Origin of the sequence: Synechocystis sp. CACIAM 05 (assembly GCF_010222815.1) — a bacterium.
Classification (GTDB): Bacteria; Cyanobacteriota; Cyanobacteriia; order Cyanobacteriales; family Microcystaceae; genus Synechocystis.
Genome location: NZ_CP019225.1, coordinates 868,747 through 892,520 on the forward strand (window position 1 = coordinate 868,747; position 23,774 = coordinate 892,520).

At 48.6% G+C, this 23,774-nt stretch carries 21 protein-coding genes and 1 pseudogene; 14 read left to right on the plus strand and 8 right to left on the minus strand.

Annotated features, from left to right (window positions below):
- Window positions 1-51: 51 nt before the first annotated feature.
- The 5 genes and pseudogenes from BWK47_RS04120 to hemB all read right to left on the minus strand — a co-directional run bounded on the left by BWK47_RS04120 (window position 52) and on the right by hemB (window position 4,471).
- On the minus strand, window positions 52-864 hold the full coding sequence (locus tag BWK47_RS04120) for a metallophosphoesterase family protein (protein WP_162327664.1): 813 nt from the start codon (window positions 862-864) through the stop codon (window positions 52-54).
- Window positions 864-1,634, minus strand: coding sequence for an ATP-binding protein (locus BWK47_RS04125; protein WP_162327665.1), 771 nt, complete (start codon window positions 1,632-1,634; stop codon window positions 864-866). The genes BWK47_RS04120 and BWK47_RS04125 overlap by 1 nt, the downstream gene beginning before the upstream one ends.
- A 52-nt stretch (window positions 1,635-1,686) precedes the next feature.
- Window positions 1,687-2,259 (minus strand): annotated as a pseudogene (gene folE, locus BWK47_RS04130) (GTP cyclohydrolase I FolE); the annotation flags it as partial.
- A gap of 123 nt (window positions 2,260-2,382) precedes the next feature.
- Complete coding sequence (locus tag BWK47_RS04135; RefSeq protein WP_162327667.1) at window positions 2,383-3,444, minus strand: CobW family GTP-binding protein; 1,062 nt, start codon at window positions 3,442-3,444, stop codon at window positions 2,383-2,385.
- Between the two features lie 34 nt (window positions 3,445-3,478).
- On the minus strand, window positions 3,479-4,471 hold the full coding sequence (hemB, locus tag BWK47_RS04140; protein ID WP_257793045.1) for a porphobilinogen synthase: 993 nt from the start codon (window positions 4,469-4,471) through the stop codon (window positions 3,479-3,481).
- A 156-nt stretch (window positions 4,472-4,627) separates the two neighbouring features.
- On the opposite strand from hemB, the gene BWK47_RS04145 reads away from it, so the two are divergent.
- Window positions 4,628-4,786 (plus strand): hypothetical protein, encoded by a 159-nt coding sequence (locus BWK47_RS04145; RefSeq protein WP_162327669.1) that lies wholly within the window; start codon window positions 4,628-4,630, stop codon window positions 4,784-4,786.
- A gap of 82 nt (window positions 4,787-4,868) precedes the next feature.
- Here BWK47_RS04145 and smc read toward each other — a convergent pair whose 3' ends face one another.
- Together smc and BWK47_RS04155 are read right to left on the minus strand one after the other, a co-directional pair.
- Window positions 4,869-8,471 carry a chromosome segregation protein SMC gene (smc, locus tag BWK47_RS04150; protein WP_162327670.1) on the minus strand — a complete coding sequence of 1,201 codons (3,603 nt, stop codon included), beginning with the start codon at window positions 8,469-8,471 and terminating at the stop codon, window positions 4,869-4,871.
- A gap of 194 nt (window positions 8,472-8,665) precedes the next feature.
- Window positions 8,666-9,751: a phosphotransferase gene (locus BWK47_RS04155; RefSeq protein ID WP_162327671.1), complete on the minus strand. Its 1,086-nt coding sequence runs from the start codon at window positions 9,749-9,751 to the stop codon at window positions 8,666-8,668.
- Window positions 9,752-9,893: 142 nt separating this feature from the next.
- Here BWK47_RS04155 and BWK47_RS04160 point away from each other — a divergent pair, with 142 nt between their 5' ends.
- From BWK47_RS04160 to dprA, 4 genes are all read left to right on the plus strand, one after another.
- Entirely contained in the window at window positions 9,894-10,562 is a 669-nt protein-coding gene (locus tag BWK47_RS04160) for a DUF533 domain-containing protein (RefSeq protein ID WP_162327672.1), read from the plus strand.
- 153 nt (window positions 10,563-10,715) lie between these two features.
- Window positions 10,716-11,180, plus strand: a complete 465-nt coding sequence (locus tag BWK47_RS04165; protein ID WP_162327673.1) for a DUF3531 family protein — start codon at window positions 10,716-10,718, stop codon at window positions 11,178-11,180.
- 28 nt (window positions 11,181-11,208) lie between these two features.
- Window positions 11,209-12,498, plus strand: coding sequence for a tetratricopeptide repeat protein (locus tag BWK47_RS04170; protein ID WP_162327674.1), 1,290 nt, complete (start codon window positions 11,209-11,211; stop codon window positions 12,496-12,498).
- 27 nt (window positions 12,499-12,525) lie between these two features.
- Window positions 12,526-13,722 carry a DNA-processing protein DprA gene (dprA, locus tag BWK47_RS04175; protein WP_162327675.1) on the plus strand — a complete coding sequence of 399 codons (1,197 nt, stop codon included), beginning with the start codon at window positions 12,526-12,528 and terminating at the stop codon, window positions 13,720-13,722.
- Window positions 13,723-13,747: 25 nt separating this feature from the next.
- On the opposite strand, the gene BWK47_RS04180 is transcribed toward dprA, so the two are convergent.
- Entirely contained in the window at window positions 13,748-14,074 is a 327-nt protein-coding gene (locus tag BWK47_RS04180) for a YbjQ family protein (RefSeq protein WP_010872007.1), read from the minus strand.
- A gap of 46 nt (window positions 14,075-14,120) precedes the next feature.
- Between BWK47_RS04180 and BWK47_RS04185 the strand changes: the two genes are divergently transcribed.
- From BWK47_RS04185 to BWK47_RS04225, 9 genes are all read left to right on the plus strand, one after another.
- Window positions 14,121-14,393, plus strand: a complete 273-nt coding sequence (locus tag BWK47_RS04185; protein ID WP_162327676.1) for a DUF2442 domain-containing protein — start codon at window positions 14,121-14,123, stop codon at window positions 14,391-14,393.
- A 198-nt stretch (window positions 14,394-14,591) separates the two neighbouring features.
- Window positions 14,592-15,227: a peroxiredoxin gene (locus tag BWK47_RS04190; protein WP_162327677.1), complete on the plus strand. Its 636-nt coding sequence runs from the start codon at window positions 14,592-14,594 to the stop codon at window positions 15,225-15,227.
- A 34-nt stretch (window positions 15,228-15,261) separates the two neighbouring features.
- Window positions 15,262-17,022, plus strand: coding sequence for a DNA mismatch repair endonuclease MutL (gene mutL, locus BWK47_RS04195; protein ID WP_237269793.1), 1,761 nt, complete (start codon window positions 15,262-15,264; stop codon window positions 17,020-17,022).
- Window positions 17,023-17,206: 184 nt separating this feature from the next.
- Window positions 17,207-18,373: an ABC transporter permease subunit gene (locus BWK47_RS04200; protein ID WP_162327678.1), complete on the plus strand. Its 1,167-nt coding sequence runs from the start codon at window positions 17,207-17,209 to the stop codon at window positions 18,371-18,373.
- A 98-nt stretch (window positions 18,374-18,471) separates the two neighbouring features.
- Window positions 18,472-19,704, plus strand: coding sequence for an urea ABC transporter permease subunit UrtC (urtC, locus tag BWK47_RS04205; protein ID WP_162327679.1), 1,233 nt, complete (start codon window positions 18,472-18,474; stop codon window positions 19,702-19,704).
- Between the two features lie 103 nt (window positions 19,705-19,807).
- On the plus strand, window positions 19,808-20,704 hold the full coding sequence (locus BWK47_RS04210) for a carbohydrate ABC transporter permease (RefSeq protein WP_162327680.1): 897 nt from the start codon (window positions 19,808-19,810) through the stop codon (window positions 20,702-20,704).
- 343 nt (window positions 20,705-21,047) lie between these two features.
- Window positions 21,048-22,307: an HhoA/HhoB/HtrA family serine endopeptidase gene (locus BWK47_RS04215; protein ID WP_162327681.1), complete on the plus strand. Its 1,260-nt coding sequence runs from the start codon at window positions 21,048-21,050 to the stop codon at window positions 22,305-22,307.
- Window positions 22,308-22,460: 153 nt separating this feature from the next.
- Window positions 22,461-22,814 (plus strand): Rieske (2Fe-2S) protein, encoded by a 354-nt coding sequence (locus tag BWK47_RS04220; RefSeq protein ID WP_028949057.1) that lies wholly within the window; start codon window positions 22,461-22,463, stop codon window positions 22,812-22,814.
- Between the two features lie 179 nt (window positions 22,815-22,993).
- Window positions 22,994-23,710, plus strand: a complete 717-nt coding sequence (locus BWK47_RS04225) for a DUF1997 domain-containing protein (protein WP_237269795.1) — start codon at window positions 22,994-22,996, stop codon at window positions 23,708-23,710.
- The last annotated feature ends 64 nt before the right edge of the window (window positions 23,711-23,774 follow it).

Consider the following 23,774-nt stretch of genomic DNA (forward strand, 5'->3'; position numbering starts at 1 on the left):
CTTTTCTTTGAAACTTGGTGTAAATCTTCTATTTTTGATGATAAATACTTGCTAACGCTGGCAAATATGGCTGGGATCATCGGCTCGTTCGGCAAATTCTAATCCCCGGGCTAGTCGCCAAGCAAAAATGGGCGGTAATCCCTGCTCAATAATGGCGGCGCAGGTGCGGTGATAGTCGTAGGGCACTTCCCGCAAGGCTACTTGGGCTGTATCTGTATCGTATAAAACATAGGTGGCATTGGGACGGCCATGGCGGGGTTCCCCCACTGATCCAACATTGATAATTCGTTTTAGGGGGACGGTGAATTGTTTATCGACTTTACCTGCTTCACCTTGCTCAACCCGCACGGAAATCTTTCCCTCCTTCAATTCCCGCACGTAGGGAACGTGGGTATGGCCACAAAATAAAACGTCGGCTTCCGTAGCCAAAACTCTTTCCAGGGCGGCAAAACCATCCATGCTGGGGAGTAGATATTCGTGCTGACTATTGGGACTGCCATGGACAAAACAGAGGTTTTCGTAACCTATTGTCAGGGGCAACGTGGCAAGGTATTCCCTCACTTCGGGATGGATGACATTGTTAGTCCATTCATGGGCGGCTCGACCGCGATTTTCCGCTAGCACAGAAGGATAGCTGCATTCACAGGCATTGAGACCCTCCACAATATCTTCGTCCCAACAACCTTGACAGGTGGGAATGTCGAGGGAACGAATCATCTCCACCACAGCGTTGGGATAGGGGCCATAGCCAACTAAGTCCCCCAAACAATAAATCTGATCCGCTTTTTGCTGATCAATGTCTGACAGAACGGCATTGAGAGCTTCAAAATTACCGTGGATGCAGGAAATAACGGCAAGTTTCATTAGGCGATCGCCTCTTCTGGATAACTGTTTTCTTTGTACTGTTGCTGGTAATGGTTGAGAATTTCGTCCGATAGGCAACCTTCCAAGAGGGTATCGGCAATTAGTTTTTGATTTAGATTCCAGCCCGCTATTTCAATGCCACTGAAGCGCTGGGGGCGACCCTCCAACCAAGGCTCAAGGGCAAGTTCAGTGTATTTAATCCCCTCCAATCCCTCAACAAAATCAACGTAAAAGGCCCGGCCGTCCGGCATTTCAAAAATTCCCTTCAGCCGTTGTAGTTGGCCATAGGCTCCCCCGGTCAATTCCATCAGAATAACCTCTAGGCTAGGGGGGTCAAAAACAATTCCCGTTAACGGCGATCGCCATAAATTAGGACAGTGATCATCCGTTAAAGCAATATTATTGCCGGGAATAATTTCATCTGCCCAACTATGCCATTCAGAATTTTTTGAAGAGGGAGGTAATACCGCTAAGCGATGACAAGAAAAGGACCCAAACTGGGTTGAATTTAAATCAAGTTGAGCTCCCAATTCACAGTAAATCACACCATCAGGGGGGACATTGGCCAACCATGAGCTTCCCTGATCTTCACCAATAACCTGCACAGAGGGATAACTATATTTAATACGGGCTAGATCAATAGAAATGGGGCCTAACCCTGGGGAAAAATAGAAAGTTGGATGGGCTAAGTTTTGAAATTGTTCAGTAATCCAAGTTGTTTTACCTGCCCCTGGGGGGCCAGCCACAGCAATTAAAGAAGGCGATCGCATAAAAAGTGTTCACATCAAGGACAAAGGCAAGGGAAAATTATTCTGGCAAAGCCTAGTGGAAAGAAGGACTATGACGAATTAAATTCATAAACTCCTGGCGAGTTTTGGCGTCATCAGCAAAAATCCCTTGCATCGAACTAGTGACCGTCCATGAACCAGATTTTTGCACCCCTCTCATTACCATACACATGTGGGTTGCTTCCACCACCACCGCCACCCCTTGGGGCTGTAATAACCCCTGGAGAGCATCGGCAATCTGGGCAGTTAAGCGTTCTTGCACCTGCAATCTTCTGCCATACATTTCGCAAATACGGGCGATTTTTGACAGGCCAATCACTTTGCCATTGGGAATGTAGGCCACATGGGCCCGGCCAATAATGGGCAAAATATGGTGCTCACAGGAGCTAAAAAGATTAATATCCCGGACTAGCACCATTTCATCAGTATTTTCGCTGAAAACAGCCCCATTCAGAAGTTCGTCCAAAGACTGTTGATAACCGGAAGTCAAAAACTTCAGAGCCTTAACCACCCGCTTGGGGGTATTTCTGAGACCTTCCCTGTCCGGATCTTCCCCCATGCCCAACAGTAAAGTTCTAACCGCAGCTTGCATTTCTGCTTCAGAAACAGGAGGATCAACCTGGGTAGGAAGGGCGGCGATCGCCTGGTTAGCAGTCAGTTTTTGGGAGGGTATTAAAGCAGTCATAGATGATGATAGAAAAATAACTGGGTAAGGGTTAGATTGAAAAATCTAGGCCAAACTTGCCAGGGTTGCAGGGGTGGGATAGCAGAGTTCTAATTGTTGATAAATATCTCCTTTGTTTAGGTCTCGACCTATAAAGACAATTTGATTGCCTGGGGGAGATCCATCCCACTCTTCAACTTCTAAAGTGCAACGTTTACCACTGAGTTGAAAAATGTATTTGTTGGGACTATCAATGAACCAAAGTAAGCCTTTAGCTCGAAACACATTGCCGGAAAGATTTTCAAGGAAGTTTTGAAATTCTTCTAACAAAAAAGGACGGTGACTATAGTAAGAAATGGAAACAAAGCCATCATTATCTAAATGGGATGAGTGATGGTGGTGATGTTCATGATCATGGTGTTGATGCTCTGTATCTTCATGATCCCGTCGAGTTTGCTCAATTTCCTCTTCAATTAATCCTTGATAAATGTCTTTGTGGTTACAACCAACATCCAAGAGTAACCCCAGGGGCACTTCAGCATTTTGACAACGGATAATGCGGGCATTTTCCTTAATTTCATTGATTTGAAATTCCAACTGATAAAGGCTATTTGGATTAACTAAATCAGATTTATTGAGCAGGATAATATCGCCATAAACAATTTGCTTGAGTGCTGCTTCACTATCAAAGTGTTCCTGATTAAACTCCGAAGCATCTACCAAAGTAATAACGGAATCTAAATGGGTAAAGTCCCTTAGTTCTGTCCCTAAAAACGTTAACATGATCGGTAAAGGATCGGCAATTCCTGTGGTTTCAATAACCAAGTAATCAATCAATTCATTTTGTTCTAGCACATTATAAACCGCTTCCACCAGGCCATCATTAATGGTGCAACAAATACAACCATTACTAAGTTGAATCATATCTTGATCAATGGATGTTAAGAGTTGACTATCAATGTCAATGTCACCAAATTCATTGACCAAAACTGCAATTTTGAGATTTTGGCGATTGTTCAGAATATGATTGAGAAGTGTTGTTTTACCACTACCTAAAAAGCCAGTGATAATAGTGACTGGTAAGCCCCTCTTGGGAATGATTAAATCCGATGGTGAGGAATGATTCATAATTAAAATACAGACAAATAGTTATGAGATTTTTTTAAAATTCAATCCGATTAGTCCGCAATTGCTCAGCAATATCCTTGGCAAAATAGGTCAAAATTAAGTCTGCCCCGGCTCGCTTCATGCTGATGAGGGTTTCCCGTACTACTTTTCCCTCGTCGATCCACCCCCTAGCCGCCGCTGCTTTGACCATGGCATATTCTCCGCTGACGTTGTAGGCCACCACTGGTAAATTGGTATGGCATCTAATGCGGCAAATAATGTCCAGATAGGCTAGGGCAGGTTTGACCATTACCATGTCTGCCCCTTCACGAATGTCTAAATCCACTTCTTTCAGAGCTTCTCGACCATTGCCCCCATCCATTTGGTAGGTTTTCTTATCACCGAATTTGGGAGCGGAATCCAGAGCATCCCTAAAGGGGCCGTAGTAAGCGGAGGCGTATTTAGCGGAGTAGGCCAGGATACCGACATTAATCCAGCCTTCGGAATCCAAAGCCCGGCGGATAGCCCCAATGCGACCGTCCATCATATCGGAGGGGGCGACAAAATCGGCTCCGGCTTCTGCTTGCATCAGGGCCTGTTTAACCAAAACGGCGACGGTTTCATCGTTGAGAATTTGGCCGTTTTCCACAATGCCGTCGTGGCCTTCGCTACTGTAGGGATCAAGGGCTACATCGGTAATTACGATCATGTCGGGACAAGTTTCTTTGATGGCCCGGATTGCCTTAGGAATTAGGCCCTGGGGGTTGTAGCTTTCAGTGCCACCATTGTCTTTTTTATGGCCATCAATGAGGGGAAATAGGGCGATTGCCCCGATGCCCAATTGCCAAAGGGTGTGGACTTCGGTCAATAGCCGGTCTAGGGAGTAGCGAAAGCAACCAGGCATGGAGGGCACTTCCTGTTCCAAACCCTCACCTTCCATTACAAAGAGAGGATAGATCAAATCCTCCACTCCTAGGGTATTTTCCCGCACCATACGCCGGAGGGTGCCCGTTCGTCGCAATCGCCTGGGTCTTTGTAGGAGGGACAAAGAGATAGCGGATTCCCCTAAAGGATCATTAACAGGAACGGCAATGGCTGGGGCTCTGGTGGTCATGGGCGGCAGGAATGATAATGATTATCATTTTGATAATACCGCAGTGATTCTTAAAAAGGAAGCAAGGTGGATTGCCGATCAGATAAATCCTTGAATTGTAGGGAGTTTGAGTCCCATCCCAAATTTTCCCTATTTACTCAGGGATGTCCCCAAGGCTCTGGCCCAAGCGAAATTCTTGGATCTGGCGATCATCTGGCGATCGCCGACGTTAGTATTCCCCTCAATCTACCCATTGGCGCAGCAAATTGACGTAGGTTTTGTTCAGTAAATCCAACTTAATGGTTTTGCCAGATTGTTTGAATAATGACTTTTGTACTATATCTAGGCGAAGCTACAACTTAATGCCCAATACTTGGGTATGGGCTCCCCGGGCTTGGGTTACTCCAATGGTGCGTTCCGCCGCTTCAATCATGGGACGACGGAGGCTCACCACAATAAATTGAGCTTGTTGGGCCTGTTTGCGGACCATTTTGGACAGTTTTTCCACATTGGCACCGTCCAAAAACATATCTACCTCATCAAAGCCATAAAAGGGAGAAGGGCGGTAGCGTTGGAGGGCAAAAATAAAACTCAACGCTGTCAATGATTTTTCTCCACCGGACATGGAGCTGAGGCGACGCACCGGTTTACCCTTGGGATGGGCCACTAGGTTTAAACCCCCATTAAAAGGATCTTCCGCATCGTCTAGCTGCAAATAGCCATCCCCATCGGACAATTCAGCAAAAATTATTTGAAAGTTTTTATTGACTGCATCAAAAGCATCTTGGAAAGAACGACGGCGCAGGGTGGTAAAATTTTCAATCCTGAGCAGTAACTCGGTCCGTTCCCCGGCAATGGTTTGCAACTTTTCTGACAATTCCCCTAGGCGGGCTTGGGTTTTTTCATATTCTTGTAACGCCAGCATATTCACCGGTTCCATGGCTTCCAAACGTTTTTGACCATTGCGAATGGATCGCTCTAATTCCTCCAAAATATTGGCAAAATCCAAGTTTGCTTCGTCCCGGTCTTGGAGCAGGGGAATTTCCGGCCAGGGATCGGGCAAATCCTGTTCTAATGCTTCCAATTGAGTTTGCAGTTGAGTTAAATTTTCCTGGTATTCCTGTTGATTAGTTTGTAACTTTTCCCATTGCCATTGCTGTTCCTGTTGTTGACTACGGAGCTGGTTAAGCTGAGTTTCTAGACGATCCCTTTCTTGCTTAGTACTACCCAGTTTTTCCGACAGTTTCGCCAACTGAGCTTCCGTGGTTTGGATAGCCCCATTCATTTCCGCCAAAGCTATTTTTAACTGCTCCTGTTCCTGGGCTAGGGTGAGATCCTGAGCTTGATGTTGGGCAATTTTTTCCTGGGCTTGGGCAATTTTTTCCTCTAGGCGTTGGCTACTATTCTGCAAATCCTTGAGGTGATCCTCCCCCTGGCGTAGGGCTTGCAATTGGCGTTGGTACTCCGCTTCCACGGTACGAATATGGATCTGGATAGTTTGCCATTGTTGATGGGTTTGGGAAGTTTCCAAGGCAGTTAATTGTTGCTGAGCGGAGGCTAACTGTTGTTCCAAGGGCGGCAAAGATTGCTGCAACAAAGCTAAATTTTGTTGTAACTCTGCTAGTTTTTGCTGTTGATTAATTTGTTGTTGATTAATTTGTGTTTGCTGTTGACTGAGGCGTGCTATGTCTCGTTCCGTTTGTTCTCCGTGGAGTTGAACTTCCCGTTGTTGTTGCCGCATTTCCATCAACTGTTGAGTTAACTGCCTACTACGAACTGTTCTTTCTAGCAATAACTCTTCGTTACGGCCTTGGACTTGCTGAATGTCCTGTAACCGTTGACGCAACTGTTTCACTTCTGCCGTATCTTCACTGACCATGGTGCCGAACCGTAGTCCTGAGCGTTGGTTGCGACTGCCGCCACTCATGGCTCCACTGGCTTCTAGTAAATCTCCCTCTAGGGTGACAATGCGATGCTTGCCCAGGTGGTTGCGGGCGTTAACTAAGGTGTCAAAAACGATGGTATTGCCAAAGATAAAAGCAAAAATGTCGGCGTAACGGCGATCGCCGTCGATTAAATTCACTGCCAGGTCAATGTAACCATGGGCATAACTAAGGTTGGGATTTTGACCCTTGGGAGGACGAATTTTATTGAGGGGTAAAAAAGTGGCCCGTCCTGCTTTGGCCTGTTTGAGGATTTCAATGCCCGCCGCCGCCACACCATCATCTTCCACAACAAGAAAACCCAAACGGCCCCCGGCCGCAATTTCCAGAGCTATTTGATACTGAGGCTCCACCTGACCCAATTGGGCCACTAAACCGCAGACCCCAGGCAAATCCGACTGCAAAATCACTTTGGTGGCGTAGGTGCCCTGCACTTCCTGCTGAGCTTGACTAGCCGCTTCTAATTTGTCCAATTGCCGTTGTTTTTCCTGTTGTTCCTTGAGCAGGCGGGTTTGGGTTTCCTGTAGCAAACTCCGTTCCTGTTCCAGTTGGGCCAAATCGCTGGCCAGGGTTTGAATCTGACTGGTTAGTGCTTCTCCCTGGAAGTTGAACTGCCCTTGGGCAAACTGTTTTTCTTCCAACTCAACAGAAACCTTTGTGAGCAGAGGGGTTAATTCAGCCAAATTGGTTAGCAATTGTTGTTGGCGTTCCTCTAGCTGGGCCAACTGACTGCGTTGGGGGATTAATTCGTCTTGTAGTTGGTTGACGGTGCGGCTGAGTTGGGTTTGTTCCTGTACCCATGCTTCGGAAGCGGAGGCGATCGCCTGGGCCTGGTGCCGGAGTTGCTCCAACTGTTGCTGACTGGTCTGCACTGCGGCTTCTAGCTGGGGCAGGGTTTGGGTGTTATGGAAAGATTTTTCCTGTTGAATGTGCAGAAACTGCTGTTGACTCTGGCTAATTTCCGCCTGGATTTGGCCCACCTGTTGTTGGTGAGTGGTAATTTGGCGATCGCCGTCGTTATAACGTTGCTGGAGTTGGTCCCGTTGGGCTTTTTGGGTGGCCAACTGGGCCGCCACGGCCAATTGTTCCTCTTCCCCCAGGGCCTTGACCTGGGCATTGAGCTTTTCCAACTCTGTTTGCTGAGTTTGAATGGCTTGACTGCGTTGGTCTAGGGCTTGCTGAATTTGCTGGGATTGTTCTCGATCCCGCTCCAATTGTCCCCATAGCTTTTGCCGTTGCTGCTCCACTGCTTTGTACTGAATAACCTTGGCCCACCCTTGCTTTTCCTGTACCTGTTGCCGCAGGGCCTGGTATTTTTCTGCCTTCTGGCGATCGGCCGCCAACCGTTCTAAAGTTCGCTCCAACTCCGTCGCAATAATTTGACATCGTTCTTCCCGGTCCTGCACCTCCGTCAAAGTCTCCTTGGTTTTAACAATTTTGCGATCAAATTCCGCTACCCCCGCCAACTCATCGATGATTTCCCGGCGCTCCTTGGAGTTCATGGTGATAATGCGGGTCACATCCCCCTGGAGCACAATGTTGTAGCCCTCTGGGTAAATACGCAGCTCATTTAATTGTTCATGGAGTTCCGTGACGGTAGCTGTCTCCCCATTGATGTAATAGTTGGAGGAATAATTGCCCCCTTTGGTCACCTTCAGGCGACGGGTAACAGTCCATTCCTTAGAAATTTTTGCTCCGTTGCCGTTGCCATTATGGTTAGCCCCTGGCTCGGATAGGTTTTCCCCATCATGCAATTCAAAGGTGACTGACACACTAGCTTCGGAACTGCCCCGGTTCCCCTTGAAAGTGTTATTGACCAAGTCCGGCAGTCGTTCAGCCCGCATGCCCTTGGAAGTGGCTAACCCCAAACAAAATAGCAATGCATCGAGGATATTTGACTTGCCCGAACCATTGGGCCCAGACACCACCGTAAACCCCGGCAAAAAAGGAATGGCGGTGGTTCCCCCAAAGGATTTGAAATGGGATAGTTCGATGCGCTTGACATAAACCATGGAGGTTGGGGACGGGGTAATTCAGGCCCTTCCAATCCTGACAGTGGCAAGGCCCAGCGGCTCAATATATGCCTAATATACGACGCTTGGCGATCGCCATTGGCCGAAAACTGCCCAGGGACTAATGCAGGTAGAGGGCGTTGGCAAGGGTACTTTGCACTGGACGAGGATACATGGGGGACAAGTTTCCCCTTTTAAAACAGTTGCCAATCCGTTGAGCCCAATTGTTGCAAATTCTCTAACCGACGTTTGAAGTAACTGCCGTGGAGCCGACTGTAATCCGATAGCTTCAGGGTTTGCACATGGATGGCCCAAGACCAGATGAAAGCTGTTTGGGTCAAGGCCTGCAAGGAATTTTCCTCCAGAACCGTCAAAGGAGCAATGGAATTGTAACCGCTTAAAAAAGCATCCCGAATATTACGTCCTAGTCCCGATTGCATGGAAACCTGTAGAAATTTAGCAATGTCGAAGGCTCGCCAACCCATGCCACATTGGTCAAAATCAAATAGCATCATCTGATTTTCGGCGGTGAAATGGACATTGCCGCTGTGGGGGTCCCCCCAACAAATAGTCCAATAGGGGGTGTGGGTGGGAATGGATGTGAGCTGGGTTTTAATGGCCATGGAAATGTCGATCAGACAACGCCATTCTTCCAGCCGGTGGTGCAGAAAAGGGGCAATGGTATGGAGAGAATCGTCCAACAAATAACTGAGGGTGAGGGGAGAACGGTGGGCAGAAGGCTTGAACCGTTGGGCTGTTTGGTGCAGTTGAGCTAACATTTCCCCCAACAAAAAGCCTTGAGTTTTGCTCAAATCCCCGATCGCCACCCCCCCGGGAGCATAGGGAAACAAACTGGCATAGCGCTTACCTTCTGGGGCATTAATCTCCAGGGCATAACCCCCATCCCGATGCCTGAGGGGGGCCGCCACCGGCACATCCCGGTCCGCTAAAAAATTGAGCAACTCCAACTCAAACTGAATTTCACTTTCGGTGCGCCAATGGTGGTGGGAAATACGCAAAATGTAATCGTCCGCTAGGGTCTCCACCAAGTACACATCGCTCAAACCCCGATGCCAAAATCGACAGCCTTTGGGCACTTCAATGTCGTAATGCTTAAACACCAAATTGGTTAGGGCATGGGGAGCCAAGGTGGAATAAACACTGGGAAAAGCGTCCCCCGCTACTGTTGATTTTGGGGCCGGATTGGGAGCCGGAAAATCCACCACTGGATTAATGTCCGGTAGGGCAGAAAGGGATCGGAGTAGTTGCAGGGGGGGCATGGGGTCAAGGGGAGTGGTGAGGATGCAAAGCCGTCTCCTTTAGCTTAGAAAGGGAGGGGAAGGGGCTCCGTATTCTAAGCTACACTTCAGTTAGAGTTTGATTTAAATGTCTGATGACCGCATAGTTGCCCAGGGGAAAATCATGGCCAATCGTACCCAAAGTCGTTACACCGATGTCCAAATTGCCACTTGGTTGAGGGGACTGCTGACCATTGCCTGGAGTGATGGGGACTTTGATGAATCGGAGCAACAAATGATTGCCGGTCTCACCCAGGAGATGGGTTTTGGTAACAAGGAAGATGAGGTCCTATTCAAAACTATTACTCCGGCGGAATTACTAGAAGGTTTGGGGGATGACAAGGAAACGGCGGAAAACTTTCTCCGCACAGCGGTGTTGGTGGCGATCGCCGACGGCCTTTATTCCCCGGTGGAAGGAGAGCTATTGCGGGAATTTAGTCAAGCCCTAGGGATAAAAATTGACGCTTTGGAGTCATTGGAACATACCATCTGTGATCCCAACAGCGATCGAACCGAAATGGAGGAACATCCCCATCCCGATTTACTTCACCCCGTCAAGGATTGGCTGGACGGCATGGCCATCCACGATCCTCGTTTGGCCCATTTCATTTGTCATCTGGTGCCCCCCCAATGTCCCTTCGAGCGGGATGTTAAACTGTTTGGGCGCAAAATTGTTCATATTCCCCCTCTGTGCAAACTAAATCCTCTGTATGAACAGTTAATTGGTCTGAGGTTCCGGGCCCTTTCCTACCTGGCCGATGACTGCCAAGAGGACATCACGCCCTATATTTGAATCCTATTTATTTTTATTGGGTTTTTTATTAGGTCGAATTGTGAGAAACTTTCGGGATTTTTCGATTGTCGCCTGAGCAATTGCGCTGATTTGTCTCCGACTCGTTGCGCTTGAAAATTAATGACGTTTAAAAATTAACTATCTCCCCAACCTATGGAAGTGCAATTTCGGGAAGTAAATCCCTTCGATTTTTGGATTTGGCTAGAATTCGAGACCAATCCTGCCCCGGCGGAACAACAATATGTGGAAGAGCTATTTGCTTCCTGGTTTTACCTCGGCAAACTAGGGGGTTTTAATGCGGAAAATCTCCAGGTACAGGATACGGGCATTGACCTAAGCTATTTGGACTATGACAGTGCCAATCTTTCTAGTTCCATGATGTCCCCCATGCACAATATGGCAGACTTCCAATACCAAGACCATTGGGGTCGTTGTTGGTTTGATTTGGGCACCAGCGACCTCATTGCCCTAGATGTGTTGATCAACGCACTGTACCAACTTTCCCTCGATTACGTGCCCATTCGCCGTTTAATTGTGGGGGGAGTAAACGAAGATTGGCCCGTGGGCGATCGCCAGGACGACCGCTTCGATCAATTTGAAGATTTTGATCACAATTAGGTTTTCTCTGTCCCCATCATTTTCCCCTATGTATCCATCCTCGTCCCCGGGCCATCGGCAATATTTCCTGGGAGTAAAATCTAGCTTACCTCTGCTCTGGCTGATGGTTTTCCCTGTCCTAATTGGTGGGGTCTTGAATATTAATTCGGTGCAGGCCCAGGGCACTCCCTATATTCCCCCGCCCATTACCCCGCCGCCCCTTAGCCCCAGCGAAAATCCCTTTGACCCCAGCCTTTTTCCCACGGATCCCCTGATTCCTTCTGGGGAAACCCTCACCCCTTTGCAACGGCGACGACTAATCGAAGCCCTAGATGCCTTGGAAGCTGAAGCTTTGGTGTTGGATCAGGCAGGACAGGGGGACCAGGCTTTTGAGGTACGTTACCGCAGTTTACGGGGGCGACAACGGTTGGGGGATTTGGCCGAGGTTGAGGCCCTGGGGCGCATTGGGGCGATCGCCTGGGAACAAGGCCGTAACCAAGATGTAATGGCCATCGGTCAGCGTTTGGAAGATTTACAACTTTCCCTGACCAAGGACAAGGCCATGAGCCCGGAACTGTTAACAGCCTTTGCCAAAGCCTATGGCCAGCTCCACAGCCTCGACTCGGCGATCGCCGTTTATCAGCAAATGCGTCGGGAAGCCCAGCAACAGGGGGATTACCGCCGGGAAAACCAAGCCCTCTCCATGTTGGGGGAACTGTATCTAGCTAAATTTAACTACCCCGCCGCCGCTGAGGTTTATGAAACCCTTCTAGCCAGGGCCACCAATGCCCGCAACAGTTATTACGAAGGGATTTACTTGCAAAAACTAGGGGAAATTTATCAACAGTCTGCCCAGCCCGACAATGCTATTCGTATCAAAGAGCAACTGGTGCAAAGAAGATTGCAGGACGGTAAACCGGAATTGGTGCCCGATATCCAGATTGCCATTGGGGACCATTACCTAGAACTGGAACAGCCAGAAAATGCCAGCCAAGCTTATCAAAAGGCCTACACCCTAGCTTGGTCTATTAAACAATTGAGCACAGCGGCGATCGCCTTGGATAAACTGGGGGATTTGTATCTGTTCAGTGAACAACCCAACTATGCTCTACAAATTTATAAACAACTTTTGCAGGTACAACAACAGTCCTATAACTATTACGGCATGATGATTACCTACGAAAAAATTGCCCAACTTTACATCGATGCCCAGCAAACTAGCGCAGCTTTAACCGCCTATCAACAGGCGTTATCCTTGGCCCGCTCTCTCAAATATAGTACCAAAGAAAATAATATTCTTAATCAAATACAAACTATTTCTGGGGGCACTGGGTCATAGATTTTATTCACAAATTTTTGATTAACCATGGCGAATTCTGAACAGGCCTATTGGTTAGCCTGGAGTCAGGTTAAGGGAGTAGGGCCAGTGTTGCTCAAGCGACTGGCCCAACACTTTGAATTATTGGAAAATGCCTGGAAGGCGAGACCGATCGCCCTGGGAGAAGTGGAGGGTTTTGGCCATAAACTGATTGAGAAAATTATTGGGCAAAGAAACAATCTCAATCCGTTTCAATTTTTAGAAGAACATCAACAAAAAAATCCCCAATTTCTCACCCCCGATGACCCGGACTATCCCCGCTTACTGTGGGAAATCCCCAGTCCACCGCCGGTGTTGTATTATCTGGGGCGTCTTGACCACCGGGAAAGTCAAGGACAAATTCCTGGGGTGGGCATTGTGGGCACCCGTTACCCCACCGACCACGGGAGCCGTTGGACAAGGAAAATTAGCCAAGCCCTGGTCAAATCTGGTTTCACCATTGTTTCTGGTTTAGCCGCTGGCATTGACGCTGACGCCCACAGCAGTTGTTTACGGGTGAACGGAAGGACGATCGCCGTTTTAGGCACTGGCTTAGATTTGATTTATCCTCCCCAAAATCGACAATTGTTTGAGCAAATCGCCGCCGAAGGATTGATTTTGAGTGAATATCCCGTGGGCAGTAAACCAGAACGGGGTAATTTTCCCGCCCGTAATCGCATCATTGCCGGTCTGAGCAGGGCCGTGTTGGTAATGGAGGCTCCCCCCAAATCCGGGGCCTTAATCACCGCCAAGTATGCCAACGAATTTAACCGGGACGTGTTTAGCCTACCCAATTCCCCTGATGTCCAAGAAGCCCACGGTTGCTTAAATCTCATCCACAACGGAGCAGAGGTGATTCTGTCGGAAAATCAATTACTGGCCAGCTTGGGGGCAATACCTTTACTGGATCAAGGGCAAGAACAAAAAATTCTTCCAGGCGATCGCCAAACTGGTTATCTAGACCAAACCAATGTCCCTACTTTAACCACCGGGGCAAGGGGTAAACAACCTTTGACTGAACCACCGGAGGACTTGGAACCAACTTTAAAAAAGATCTTGGCCGCAGTCCAGGAAGAACCCACCGCCCTGGATCAAATTGTTGCCGTCACAGCCTTGGCCATTGGGGATGTTTCTGCTGGATTACTCCAACTGGAAATTCTTGGTTTAGTCAGCCAGGAACCCGGCATGCGCTACCAAAGACGGTGACCATGGGACATCTCCATTAAATAAATTAATCCACCGTTACCGCCGTTCCCGTTGCGGTGATTAACAATAATGCTCCCCGGTCGTCAATATTGATGGTTCCAGTATTTACTGCCACCCCAATTACCCCATTGGCTCCCAATTTTTGGGCCCGTTCAGTCAATTCGGCGATCGCCTCTCGATGGCCTTTTTCAAAGATTTGTTCATAGCTACCGGTTCTACCACCAATTAAATCCCGAATACCCGCGAAAAAATCCCGCAGGGCATTGGTGCCATATACCACTTCCGCTGTGACAATGCCATGGTAGCGAGCAATGGTGCGGCCTTGAACAATATCCGTTGTGGAAGTCAGCATAGTTTTATGATTCTGTTTTAATAATTTTTAACCTCAAGGTTTATTAATGCTACCACCTCTAAAAAATCCAAGAAATGCCAACAGTAATGCCATTGTTGAACCCGCTGCGATTAGAGCATGGGCGGAAAAACGGATGATATACGTTGAACTCAGCGATGGAAGGATCTTTGGCTTTCCTGGCGATCGCTTCCGTATCCTTAAAGAAGCGACAAATGAACAATTGGCAAAGGTCAAAGTTGAAGTGAATGGTTATACCCTCCGCTGGGAAGAGTTAGATGAGGATATTACTGTCCCTGGAGTAGTTGCCAGCCATTTTTAGTTGCCTTTGACCTAAGGCGATCGCCTTACCCCAGACTAACTTGCCAGGTGTTGTTAATCAGATCAGTGATTTTTGCGCTAATGCCAGTCTTTTCCTGACAATTTTGCGTTTTCTAACAATTCGTCCAAATTCTGTATCTGATATGGCAGTATGATCGAAGAAGATCCCCATTTTGCATTGTATTAGGAACTATCTGTTATGGCCTTACAACTCGGTGATGTTGTCCCCGACTTTACCCAAGAATCCAGCCAAGGCCCCATTTCTTTCCATGAGTGGGCCGGCGATAGCTGGGTTGTTTTATTCTCTCACCCTGCGGATTACACTCCGGTTTGTACCACCGAATTGGGCACCGTAGCCAAACTTAAGCCGGAATTTGATAAGCGCAACGTTAAGGTGATTGCCCTCAGTGTGGATGATGTGGAATCCCACAAAGGCTGGATTTGTGATATTGACGAAACCCAAAACACCACCGTTAACTACCCAATCTTGGCCGACGGCGACAAAAAGGTGTCCGATCTGTACGACATGATCCACCCCAATGCCCTCAATAATTTGACGGTGCGTTCTGTCTTCATCATCGATCCTGCTAAAAAATTACGCTTAACTTTCACCTATCCCGCCAGCACTGGCCGGAACTTTGACGAAATTTTGCGGGTAATTGACTCCCTCCAGTTGACCGATTATCACCAAGTAGCTACCCCCGCTAACTGGCAAGATGGGGACAAGTGTGTGGTGGTGCCCTCCATTTCCACCGAGGATGCTAAGGTCAAATTCCCCAAAGGGGTGGAAGAAATCAAGCCTTATTTGCGTTTGACCCCCCAACCCAATAAGTAGGTTTCGGTTAAGCCAATCTTTTGAGATTGTTGGCTTGCAAATCAACCACACCATTAACGAGCTTTTAAGCGGAGAGGGAGAAAAATCATCTACCCTCTTTTTTATGGGCATAGCAGAAAAGTCGATGATCCAAATTCTCGATCGCCAGTTGGTGGATTTAATTGCGGCGGGGGAAGTGATTGATTCTCCTTTGGCAGTGGTGCGGGAATTGGTGGAAAATGCTTTGGATGCCGGTGCTGATCGGATTTTGGTTCGTGTTTGGTGGGATCAGTGGCGTTTGGAAGTGTTGGACAACGGCCAGGGGATGGATGTAACAGAGTTAAAAACCAGCGCATTGCCCCATGCCACCAGCAAAATTAGTACCCAAGCAGATTTACAACGGATTAAAACTTTAGGTTTTCGAGGTGAAGCCCTCCATAGTTTGGCCCAGGTGGCCCAGTTGACCATTAGCAGTCGCAGTGCGGCCAGTCCGGATTGTGGTTGGCGGATTACCTACAGCCCCCAGGGTCAACCAGAGCAGATTGAGCCGGTGGCGATCGCCATGGGAACGAGGGTGGAAGTGCGGCAACTGTTTGCTAATTTTCCCCAACGTCGGCAGGCCTTTGCTAAAAGTCAGCAATTTTGGCGGCCCATGGTGACCTATCTGCAACAATTAGCCCTCTGCCATCCCCAGGTAACGTGGCAACTGTGGCAGGACGAACGGTTACGGTTGAGCCTTAGCCCCGGTCCTAACCCAGAAGCCATCTTGTTGCAATGCCTTAAATCACTCCAGGCCAGCCAAATTGGTTACACTCAACAATCCCTGTCCCTCCCCGTCGATCTAGAAAATCAGGCAACATCGGCCCAACTAAACTTGACCTTTGGTTATCCTGACCGCTGCCATCGTCCCCGCCCCGATTGGTTAATCATTGCCATTAATGGTCGTCCTGTGAATGTGCCGGAATTAACCCAGACAATTTTGGCGGTTTTTCACCGTACCTTGCCCCGGCAACGGTATCCCCTGTGTTTTGCCCATTGGCAATTGCCGCCCCAGTGCATCGATTGGCATCGTCACCCCGCAAAAACAGAAATTTATTTGCAGGATTTACCCCATTGGCAAGGGCAACTAAAAACCTTATTGCACCAGAGCCTAGCAATTTTGGACAATAACGCTCCCCCTCGTCTGAATCAATTGCTCAAGGCCGCTGAACCCAAGGGAGTGTATCAACTACAAGGTGCCACTTCGCTAACGGAAACGGTGCTGGGCTATCCCAAGGCTTTTAAGGCGATCGCCCAGGTTTGCCAGACCTATGTGGTGGTGGAACATGACCAGGGTATTTGGTTAGTGGAGCAACACGTAGCCCATGAACGGGTTTTGTTTGAGCAGTTACAACAGCATTGGCAATGTTTACCCCTGGAGCAACCTCTGGTCTTGCAAGGATTTAACCCGGAACAGGTGGAACGTCTGCAAAATTTAGGCTTGGAAATAGATCCCTTTGGGGAAGATATTTGGGCTGTGCGGAGTTTACCGGCCCTTCTTCAAGGACAGGAGGAAATTATTGCTATTTTGCAGGAATTGAGTCAGCTATCTTCCCTCTCCACCGCCCAAGCGGCGATCGCCTGTCGGAGTGCCATTAAAAACGGTATGGAATTGGATCGCATTGCCATTAATAAACTCATTGAGCAATGGCAAAAATGTAATAATCCCCACACCTGCCCCCACGGTCGGCCCATTTACTTAGCTTTAAATGAATCTTCCTTGGCTCGTTTTTTCCGTAGAAATTGGCTGGTTAACTCCAAAACTTCTGGTTCTTGAATCGCCTTCAACCATTGGCGTTTTGGCTCGCTCTTGGTATCACGGGTAACAAATTTATGGAACGGAGCAGGGTTAACTATAAAGGCTAACCTGGTTTTGTCCCACGGCATTTTCGGACTAAGTCCCGGAAATAGCGGGTTTGAGCCTGGATTAGGCCCACCTTTCTCCAATTCTAGAAAACATTGTGTCAGTACTCCTAGAAGGCATTTTTAACGGTTTAAGCACAAGTTCAGTGTTACTGATTGCTGCCCTGGGTTTGGCGATCGTCTTTGGTTTGATGGGGGTAATTAACCTGGCCCATGGGGAATTGATGATGTTGGGCGCCTACAGCACCTTTGTGGTGCAAAACCTATTCCAGAGCTTCGGGGACCCTTGGTTTGACCTCTACATTTTTGCCGCTCTGCCCGTTGCTTTCCTGGTGGCGGCGATCGCCGGTCTAGTTTTGGAAAGACAGGTTATCCGCTACTTGTACGGCCGACCGCTGGAAACATTGCTGGCCACCTGGGGGGTGAGCCTGATTTTGCAACAGTTTGTCCGCAGTGTGAACTGGATTATGGTGCTGGTGGTGGGTATATTTTTGCTTTTATATTTCGGTGGCACCTGGTTAATTAAACGCCAGGCCGGTGGCAAACCTTGGTTAGGGAAAGCCCAAGTCATCCTTTTCTGCCTCTCGGCGGCGATCGCCGGCATTAGTGGTTTTGTGGTGGCCCAGGCCAATTCTCCCCTGTGGAATCGGGCTTGGTTTGGGGCTAGGAATGTCAATGTTAGTGCCCCCACTTGGTTGCGGGGGGGGCTTGCCATTGGCACTTTCCAGGTACCCTACACCAGGATTTTTATAATTTTCCTGACTCTGCTCTGTTTACTGGCGGTGTATCTAATTTTCTACCGCTCCAATTGGGGACTGAGAATTCGAGCCGTTACCCAAAACCGGGGTATGAGTGCTTGTTTAGGTATTCCCACTGGGCAGGTGGATGCTTTGACCTTTGCCCTTGGTTCTGGTCTAGCGGGCATTGCAGGTTGCGCCATTAGTTTTCTGGGGGCGGTGGGGCCCAACATTGGTCAAAACTACATTATCAATACCTTCATGGTGGTGGTGGTCGGGGGCGTAGGTAACCTGCTCGGAACCATTATTGCTTCCCTGGCGATCGGTGTATCCAGTGACTTGATTGGTAGTGGCACCCTGATTCGTTTATTTCCCCCAGAGGGAGCATTGCAGCCCCTGTACGAATTTTTTACCTTTTTTGCCACCACCAGTATGGCCAGGGTTTTAGTCTTCGCCCTGATTATCCTTTTTCTGCAAATCAAGCCAGCGGGTATTTTCCCTCCCAAAGGCCGGACGGCGGAATTGTAGCTTCCCGGAGGCAATGGCAATTTTTCTTTGCCCCATTGTCTCGCCCCCCCCTAGCCTAACCTCTGACCAAATTTAGCTTCAGCCTTTTTTATTTCCCTATGCAAAATTCTGCCCCCCCTTCTGGTTCTCCCCTGGCCAAACTGCTGAAGAAGTTGGGTTGGAATGACTATGCGTTGTTCGGGTCAGTGTTGGTTTTTGCCTGTATTCCCCTGATCATCGCAGTTTTATCTTTGTCCGATGGAGGCCCAAGTCAATGGCTGTTGAATAATTTTCCCTTCCTACGGCTCAGGTTGATGGGGCGTTTTCTGTCTTTGGCTATTATTGCCCTGGGCATTGACCTAATTTGGGGCTACACGGGGTTACTCAGTTTAGGTCATGGCATATTTTTTGCCCTTGGGGGTTATGCCTTTGCCATGTATCTCAATCTCCAGTTACCGGAAGGGCAATTACCTGAATTTTTTGGTCTCTACGGGGTGGATAAACTGCCACTGATTTGGCAACCTTTCCATTCGTTACCCGTTACTGTATTGGCCATGGTGTTGGTGCCAGGGGCGATCGCCGCCCTGTTGGGTTATTTAATTTTTCGTAACCGCATCAAGGGTGTATATTTTTCGATTTTGACCCAGGCGGCTCTGTTGGTGTTTTACAACTTTTTCAACGGGCAACAGAAATTAATTAACGGTACTAATGGCTTAAAAACTGATACAGAAAGAATTTTTGGTTACCTAGCCAGTTCCGACGGAGTCCAACTGGTATTTTATGAAGTCACCGTCCTGGCTCTGTTATTGGTTTATATTCTTTGCCGTTGGCTTACTAGTGGGCGCTTTGGCCGCATCCTCGTAGCCATTCGAGACGATGAAACTAGGGTGCGTTTTACGGGCTACGACCCCACTGGCTTTAAGGTGTTGGTGTTTGGTATCTCCGGGGCGATCGCCGGTCTGTCGGGGGGACTATACACAGTGCAAACGGGGATTATTACTCCGAGCATTATGGATGTGGCCTTTTCCATTGAAATGGTCATTTGGGTTGCGGTTGGCGGCAGGGCTACCCTAGTGGGGGCGGTGTTAGGAACTCTGTTGGTGCGCCTTGCCCAGAGTAGTTTGAGCGAGCAGTTTCCCGAAGTTTGGCTCTTTTTCCAAGGGGCCTTGTTCCTGATTGTGGTTACCGTGCTGCCCAACGGCATTGTGGGTTGGTGGCAAGAACAGGGCATTGTGCAACTGCGGAATTTGTTCCGGGGCAAACCCCAGTTGGCCACCTTTCCCAGTTTGGAGGAAGATCCTTTGGTGCAAGAAGAACGCAAACAGTTTGAAGGAGAACCCAAGGAACCATAAACTTTTGGCTTATCCACGGCCATTGTCATGGCAGCAATCGGATCTTTATGCCTAGGGCCAGCAATGGTTATGTTAGTTTGATGTAGTCCTACCCGATTCTTCTATGACTGCTTCTGGGTCCGATCGCCGTTGGCCTAGGGGAGCCACCCCCTATTTATTCCTGTTGCCCGCTTTGGTTATGCTGGGCGCAACGGTTTTCTATCCGGCACTACAAGCTTTTTCCCTCAGTTTTACCCAATACGAACTGGACTTGACCAAAGCCCCGGCCTGGGTAGGACTGGCTAATTTTGAGCGGCTCTGGCGGGATAAGGTTTTCTGGCTGACCTTTCGCCACACTTTGCTTTACCTGGTGGGGGTTGTGCCCTTACTGATCATGTTGCCCCTGGGACTAGCCATTTTGGTCAACCAAAAACTGCGGGGCATCACCTGGTTTCGCATGGCCTATTACACTCCGGTAATTATCTCCATTGTGGTGGCAGGCATTGCCTGGAAAGCCCTCTACGCTTCCAATGGCATCCTGAATCAAATTCTTGCCCTACTGGGATTTAGCGATGGTATTCCTTGGCTCACCAGTCCCAATTTAGCCCTGTGGAGTGTGATGGTGGTGACAGTGTGGAAAGGGTTGGGTTATTACATGGTCATTTACCTGGCCGGACTCCAAGCCATTCCCCAGGAACTCTATGAAGCCGGGGCGATCGACGGAGCGGACGGTTGGCGACAACATTGGGATATTACCATTCCCCTGATGCGGCCCTATTGTTTCTTAGTAGGAGTTTTATCTTCCATCTCTGCCCTCAAAGTTTTTGAAGAGGTGTATATCATGACCCAGGGCGGCCCCCTCAACGCTTCCAAAACGGTAGTTTATTATGTCTATGAACGGGCTTTTCAAGACCTCGAAATGAATTACGCTTCGGCGATCGGGCTAGTGTTATTTTTGGTCATTTTCATTTTTTCAGTGATTAATTTAAAACTTTCCGGTGGCAACCTACCGGCCCGTTAAAATTTGCCAACGGAGATGTTTGACTGCCTGTGGAAGGAAAAGTTGATCGGATAGACTGGACAAAACTATATAAACTTTTATCTCCTGTTGGAAAAATGGCTTCTGAACATCTTTTGGTTTGCCAACTTGCATTGGGATCAACGGTTGTATTCCTTTAAATTCAAGGGTTTTAAGGTGTAAGAAAAGCTGACACGAAAATTTCATATGGTCGTCACAGCCCTGCCATACCCATCCCCTACATTAATAAATGTCAGCCCAAGCCGTTTTCCCAATTGCTCCTCACCGGGCTGACTTTTTTCCCAGATTACTAGCTTAGTTTTCAGCAAAGAAGTGCAATCAAGCCATGAAAGACGTTTCCCTCCATTCTCCCAAACAAACCCCTTCTAAAATTTCCTTGGCCTACCTGGGGCTAGTCCTGGTGGGTATGAGCATTGGTGCTGGAGGGACCTTCGTTTTAACCAATCCCCAACTGGTCGATCGCCTAGCGGACAATGCCGTTATTTCCCCTTTGGTAACCAGTCAGGCCAAAACCCCTCAGACCGAAAGTGTAGCGGAGAATTTACAAAGTCGTTTAGCCCCTAGGGAACCGAGTAATTTTGTGGTGGATGTGGTGGAATCCACCGGCCCCGCTGTAGTGCGTATCAATGCCCAGAAAACGGTTAAATCCCAGGTGCCCCAGGCCTTTAACGATCCTTTCTTCCAGAGATTTTTTGGCTCCCAAATGCCCCCCATGCCCAACGAACGGGTGCAACGGGGAACTGGCTCCGGTTTCATTGTTAGTAACGACGGTAAGATTTTTACCAATGCCCACGTGGTGGATGGAGCCGATGAGGTGACCGTAACCCTTAAGGATGGTCGTTCTTTCCCCGGTCGGGTGATGGGTTCTGACCCTTCTACGGATGTGGCGGTGGTCAAAATTGAAGCGGATAATTTACCCACCGTGGCTTTGGGAGACTCCGATCGCCTACAGGTGGGGGAATGGGCGATCGCCATTGGTAACCCGTTGGGCTTGGACAATACAGTCACCACAGGGATTTTGAGTGCCACGGGGCGGCGTAGTGCGGACATTGGCGTGCCCGATAAACGGGTGGAATTTATCCAAACCGATGCGGCCATCAACCCCGGTAACTCCGGCGGCCCCCTCCTCAATGCGGATGGGCAAGTAATTGGTATGAACACCGCCATTATTCAAAACGCCCAGGGCATTGGTTTTGCTATCCCCATCAACAAAGCCCAGGAAATTGCTCAACAGTTAATTGCTACGGGCAAAGTGGAGCACGCCTACCTCGGCATTCAAATGGTGACCATGACCCCGGAACTGCAAAGTCAAATTCGCCAAGAAACGGGTATGGACATTCCTGTGGATAGGGGCGTGGTGATTATGCAGATCATGCCTAACTCCCCAGCGGCGGCCGCTAACCTCCAACAGGGGGATGTGCTCCAGTCCCTCCAGGGGCAACCGGTGGAAAATTCGGAACAGGTGCAATCCTTGGTGAGCAAATTGGCGGTAGGCGATCAAGTAGAACTAGGCATTCTCCGCAACGGCCAACAACAAAATTTAACCGTCACCATTGGTGCTTTGCCCAGCGCCCCTCCCCAATAAACACCCATTGCTAGAGCTATTGCTAGGACAAATGGGGGCTTTTCTTCTACACTCTTAGGATGTTGGAGGCAAAGCCCCTTTAGTTTTGAGCTTGTTTTCATCCTTAACAAAAACCTTAATAAATTCGTCAATCCCTAACAATTAATTAAAATTATGGTTTGGACCAAAGCCCTTGCCCAAAGTGATCTCCCCCCCGGTAGTCGTCAGGTGGTTAAACTAAACCAACAGGCAATTTTGTTGCTCAATGAAGGAGGCACGATCCATGCTGTTAGCAACCAGTGTCCTCACCTTAAGTTACCGATGAAAAGCGGCAAAATTAAAGACGGGGCCATTGTTTGTCCCTTCCACCGTAGCGCTTTTGATCTTTGTTCTGGAGCGGTCAAAGAATGGAGTCCCTTTCCGCCGGTAGTAGGTAGCTTGATGGGCAAAATGTCTGCTGAAAAGTCCTTGCCGGTCTTCCCCGTGCGGGTGGAAAACGGAGAGGTGCAGGTCGATTTGGGTGCTTGATGCCTGAATTGAACTCTTTTCAGTGTAGATACGACTATAGTCTCAGTCTCGGTAGGCTTTCTTAATCCCTCAACTTTTGGGGGATTTTGAGTAACTTATCTAGAATCAAATAACGGAATTTTGTGCTTATATCAGCCGAAATTCTGTCTAACGGTGGTTTTTATTAAACTAGCATTGCCTTGACCCAGAATTTCCAACCCCTACCCGTTGACCCCCAGGACAATGGTTTTCCCCCTGTACATTTCCAAACCCATTTCCAGGGCAGAATGGAAATGTTTGCCCCCGGTCAAGAAGTGGACGACTATCTACAGGCCCACCAAGGTTGGTTCCGTCGCTGTGCCCAGCCCATGCAAGCAGATCCTTTGGGGGACCATGGCTATGTGTTGACCATCGGTAAGTTTGGCGCTTTGGGTTTTGATGTGGAGCCCAAAATTGCGGTGGTGCTGGAACCGCCCCAGGATGGCAATTACCTGATGCATACGGTTCCTTTGCCCGATACCCCCAATCTGGGTTATGAAGTGGATTTTCTTTCTAACATGACTCTGCATCAAGTCAATGGCGATCGCCTGACGGAGAAAAGTTTAAAACAGTTTGCCCAGGCGGAAATCCCCTGGCCGGAAACCATTACCCAGGTGGAATGGGACTTGAAAATGGATGTGGCGGTGCAGTTCCCTGGCTATATCTACAAACTGCCCATGAAGTTGATTCAATCCACTGGCGATCGCCTGTTAACAGAAATTGTCCGCCAAGTGTCCCCTCGGTTAACTTACAAAGTACAGCAGGATTTTCACCAGGAAAAAGGCCTACCCCTACCGCCCAAAAGTGGCCGTTATTTCCAGCGGATCAGGCCAGCGGGGGAAGAACAATCTGAGTCAGAGACGGAAGTCGAATCTTAATCTGTCCTGACCAAACGGTTTGGGGAATTAAGTAAATTATCTTAAAGATCAAGAGACCAATTTT

What these genes read in the sequence shown, in the direction of transcription:
- dprA (WP_162327675.1), top strand. Translation starts at nt 12,526, where the DNA reads ATGGCGAATTCTGAACAGGCCTATTGGTTAGCCTGGAGTCAGGTTAAG.
- BWK47_RS04170 (WP_162327674.1), top strand. Translation starts at nt 11,209, where the DNA reads ATGTATCCATCCTCGTCCCCGGGCCATCGGCAATATTTCCTGGGAGTA.
- BWK47_RS04185 (WP_162327676.1), top strand. Translation starts at nt 14,121, where the DNA reads ATGCTACCACCTCTAAAAAATCCAAGAAATGCCAACAGTAATGCCATT.
- BWK47_RS04160 (WP_162327672.1), top strand. Translation starts at nt 9,894, where the DNA reads ATGGCCAATCGTACCCAAAGTCGTTACACCGATGTCCAAATTGCCACT.
- BWK47_RS04155 (WP_162327671.1), bottom strand. Translation starts at nt 9,751, where the DNA reads ATGCCCCCCCTGCAACTACTCCGATCCCTTTCTGCCCTACCGGACATT.
- BWK47_RS04120 (WP_162327664.1), bottom strand. Translation starts at nt 864, where the DNA reads ATGAAACTTGCCGTTATTTCCTGCATCCACGGTAATTTTGAAGCTCTC.
- smc (WP_162327670.1), bottom strand. Translation starts at nt 8,471, where the DNA reads ATGGTTTATGTCAAGCGCATCGAACTATCCCATTTCAAATCCTTTGGG.
- BWK47_RS04165 (WP_162327673.1), top strand. Translation starts at nt 10,716, where the DNA reads ATGGAAGTGCAATTTCGGGAAGTAAATCCCTTCGATTTTTGGATTTGG.
- BWK47_RS04125 (WP_162327665.1), bottom strand. Translation starts at nt 1,634, where the DNA reads ATGCGATCGCCTTCTTTAATTGCTGTGGCTGGCCCCCCAGGGGCAGGT.
- BWK47_RS04215 (WP_162327681.1), top strand. Translation starts at nt 21,048, where the DNA reads ATGAAAGACGTTTCCCTCCATTCTCCCAAACAAACCCCTTCTAAAATT.
- urtC (WP_162327679.1), top strand. Translation starts at nt 18,472, where the DNA reads ATGCAAAATTCTGCCCCCCCTTCTGGTTCTCCCCTGGCCAAACTGCTG.
- BWK47_RS04180 (WP_010872007.1), bottom strand. Translation starts at nt 14,074, where the DNA reads ATGCTGACTTCCACAACGGATATTGTTCAAGGCCGCACCATTGCTCGC.
- BWK47_RS04220 (WP_028949057.1), top strand. Translation starts at nt 22,461, where the DNA reads ATGGTTTGGACCAAAGCCCTTGCCCAAAGTGATCTCCCCCCCGGTAGT.
- BWK47_RS04135 (WP_162327667.1), bottom strand. Translation starts at nt 3,444, where the DNA reads ATGAATCATTCCTCACCATCGGATTTAATCATTCCCAAGAGGGGCTTA.
- BWK47_RS04190 (WP_162327677.1), top strand. Translation starts at nt 14,592, where the DNA reads ATGGCCTTACAACTCGGTGATGTTGTCCCCGACTTTACCCAAGAATCC.
- BWK47_RS04210 (WP_162327680.1), top strand. Translation starts at nt 19,808, where the DNA reads ATGACTGCTTCTGGGTCCGATCGCCGTTGGCCTAGGGGAGCCACCCCC.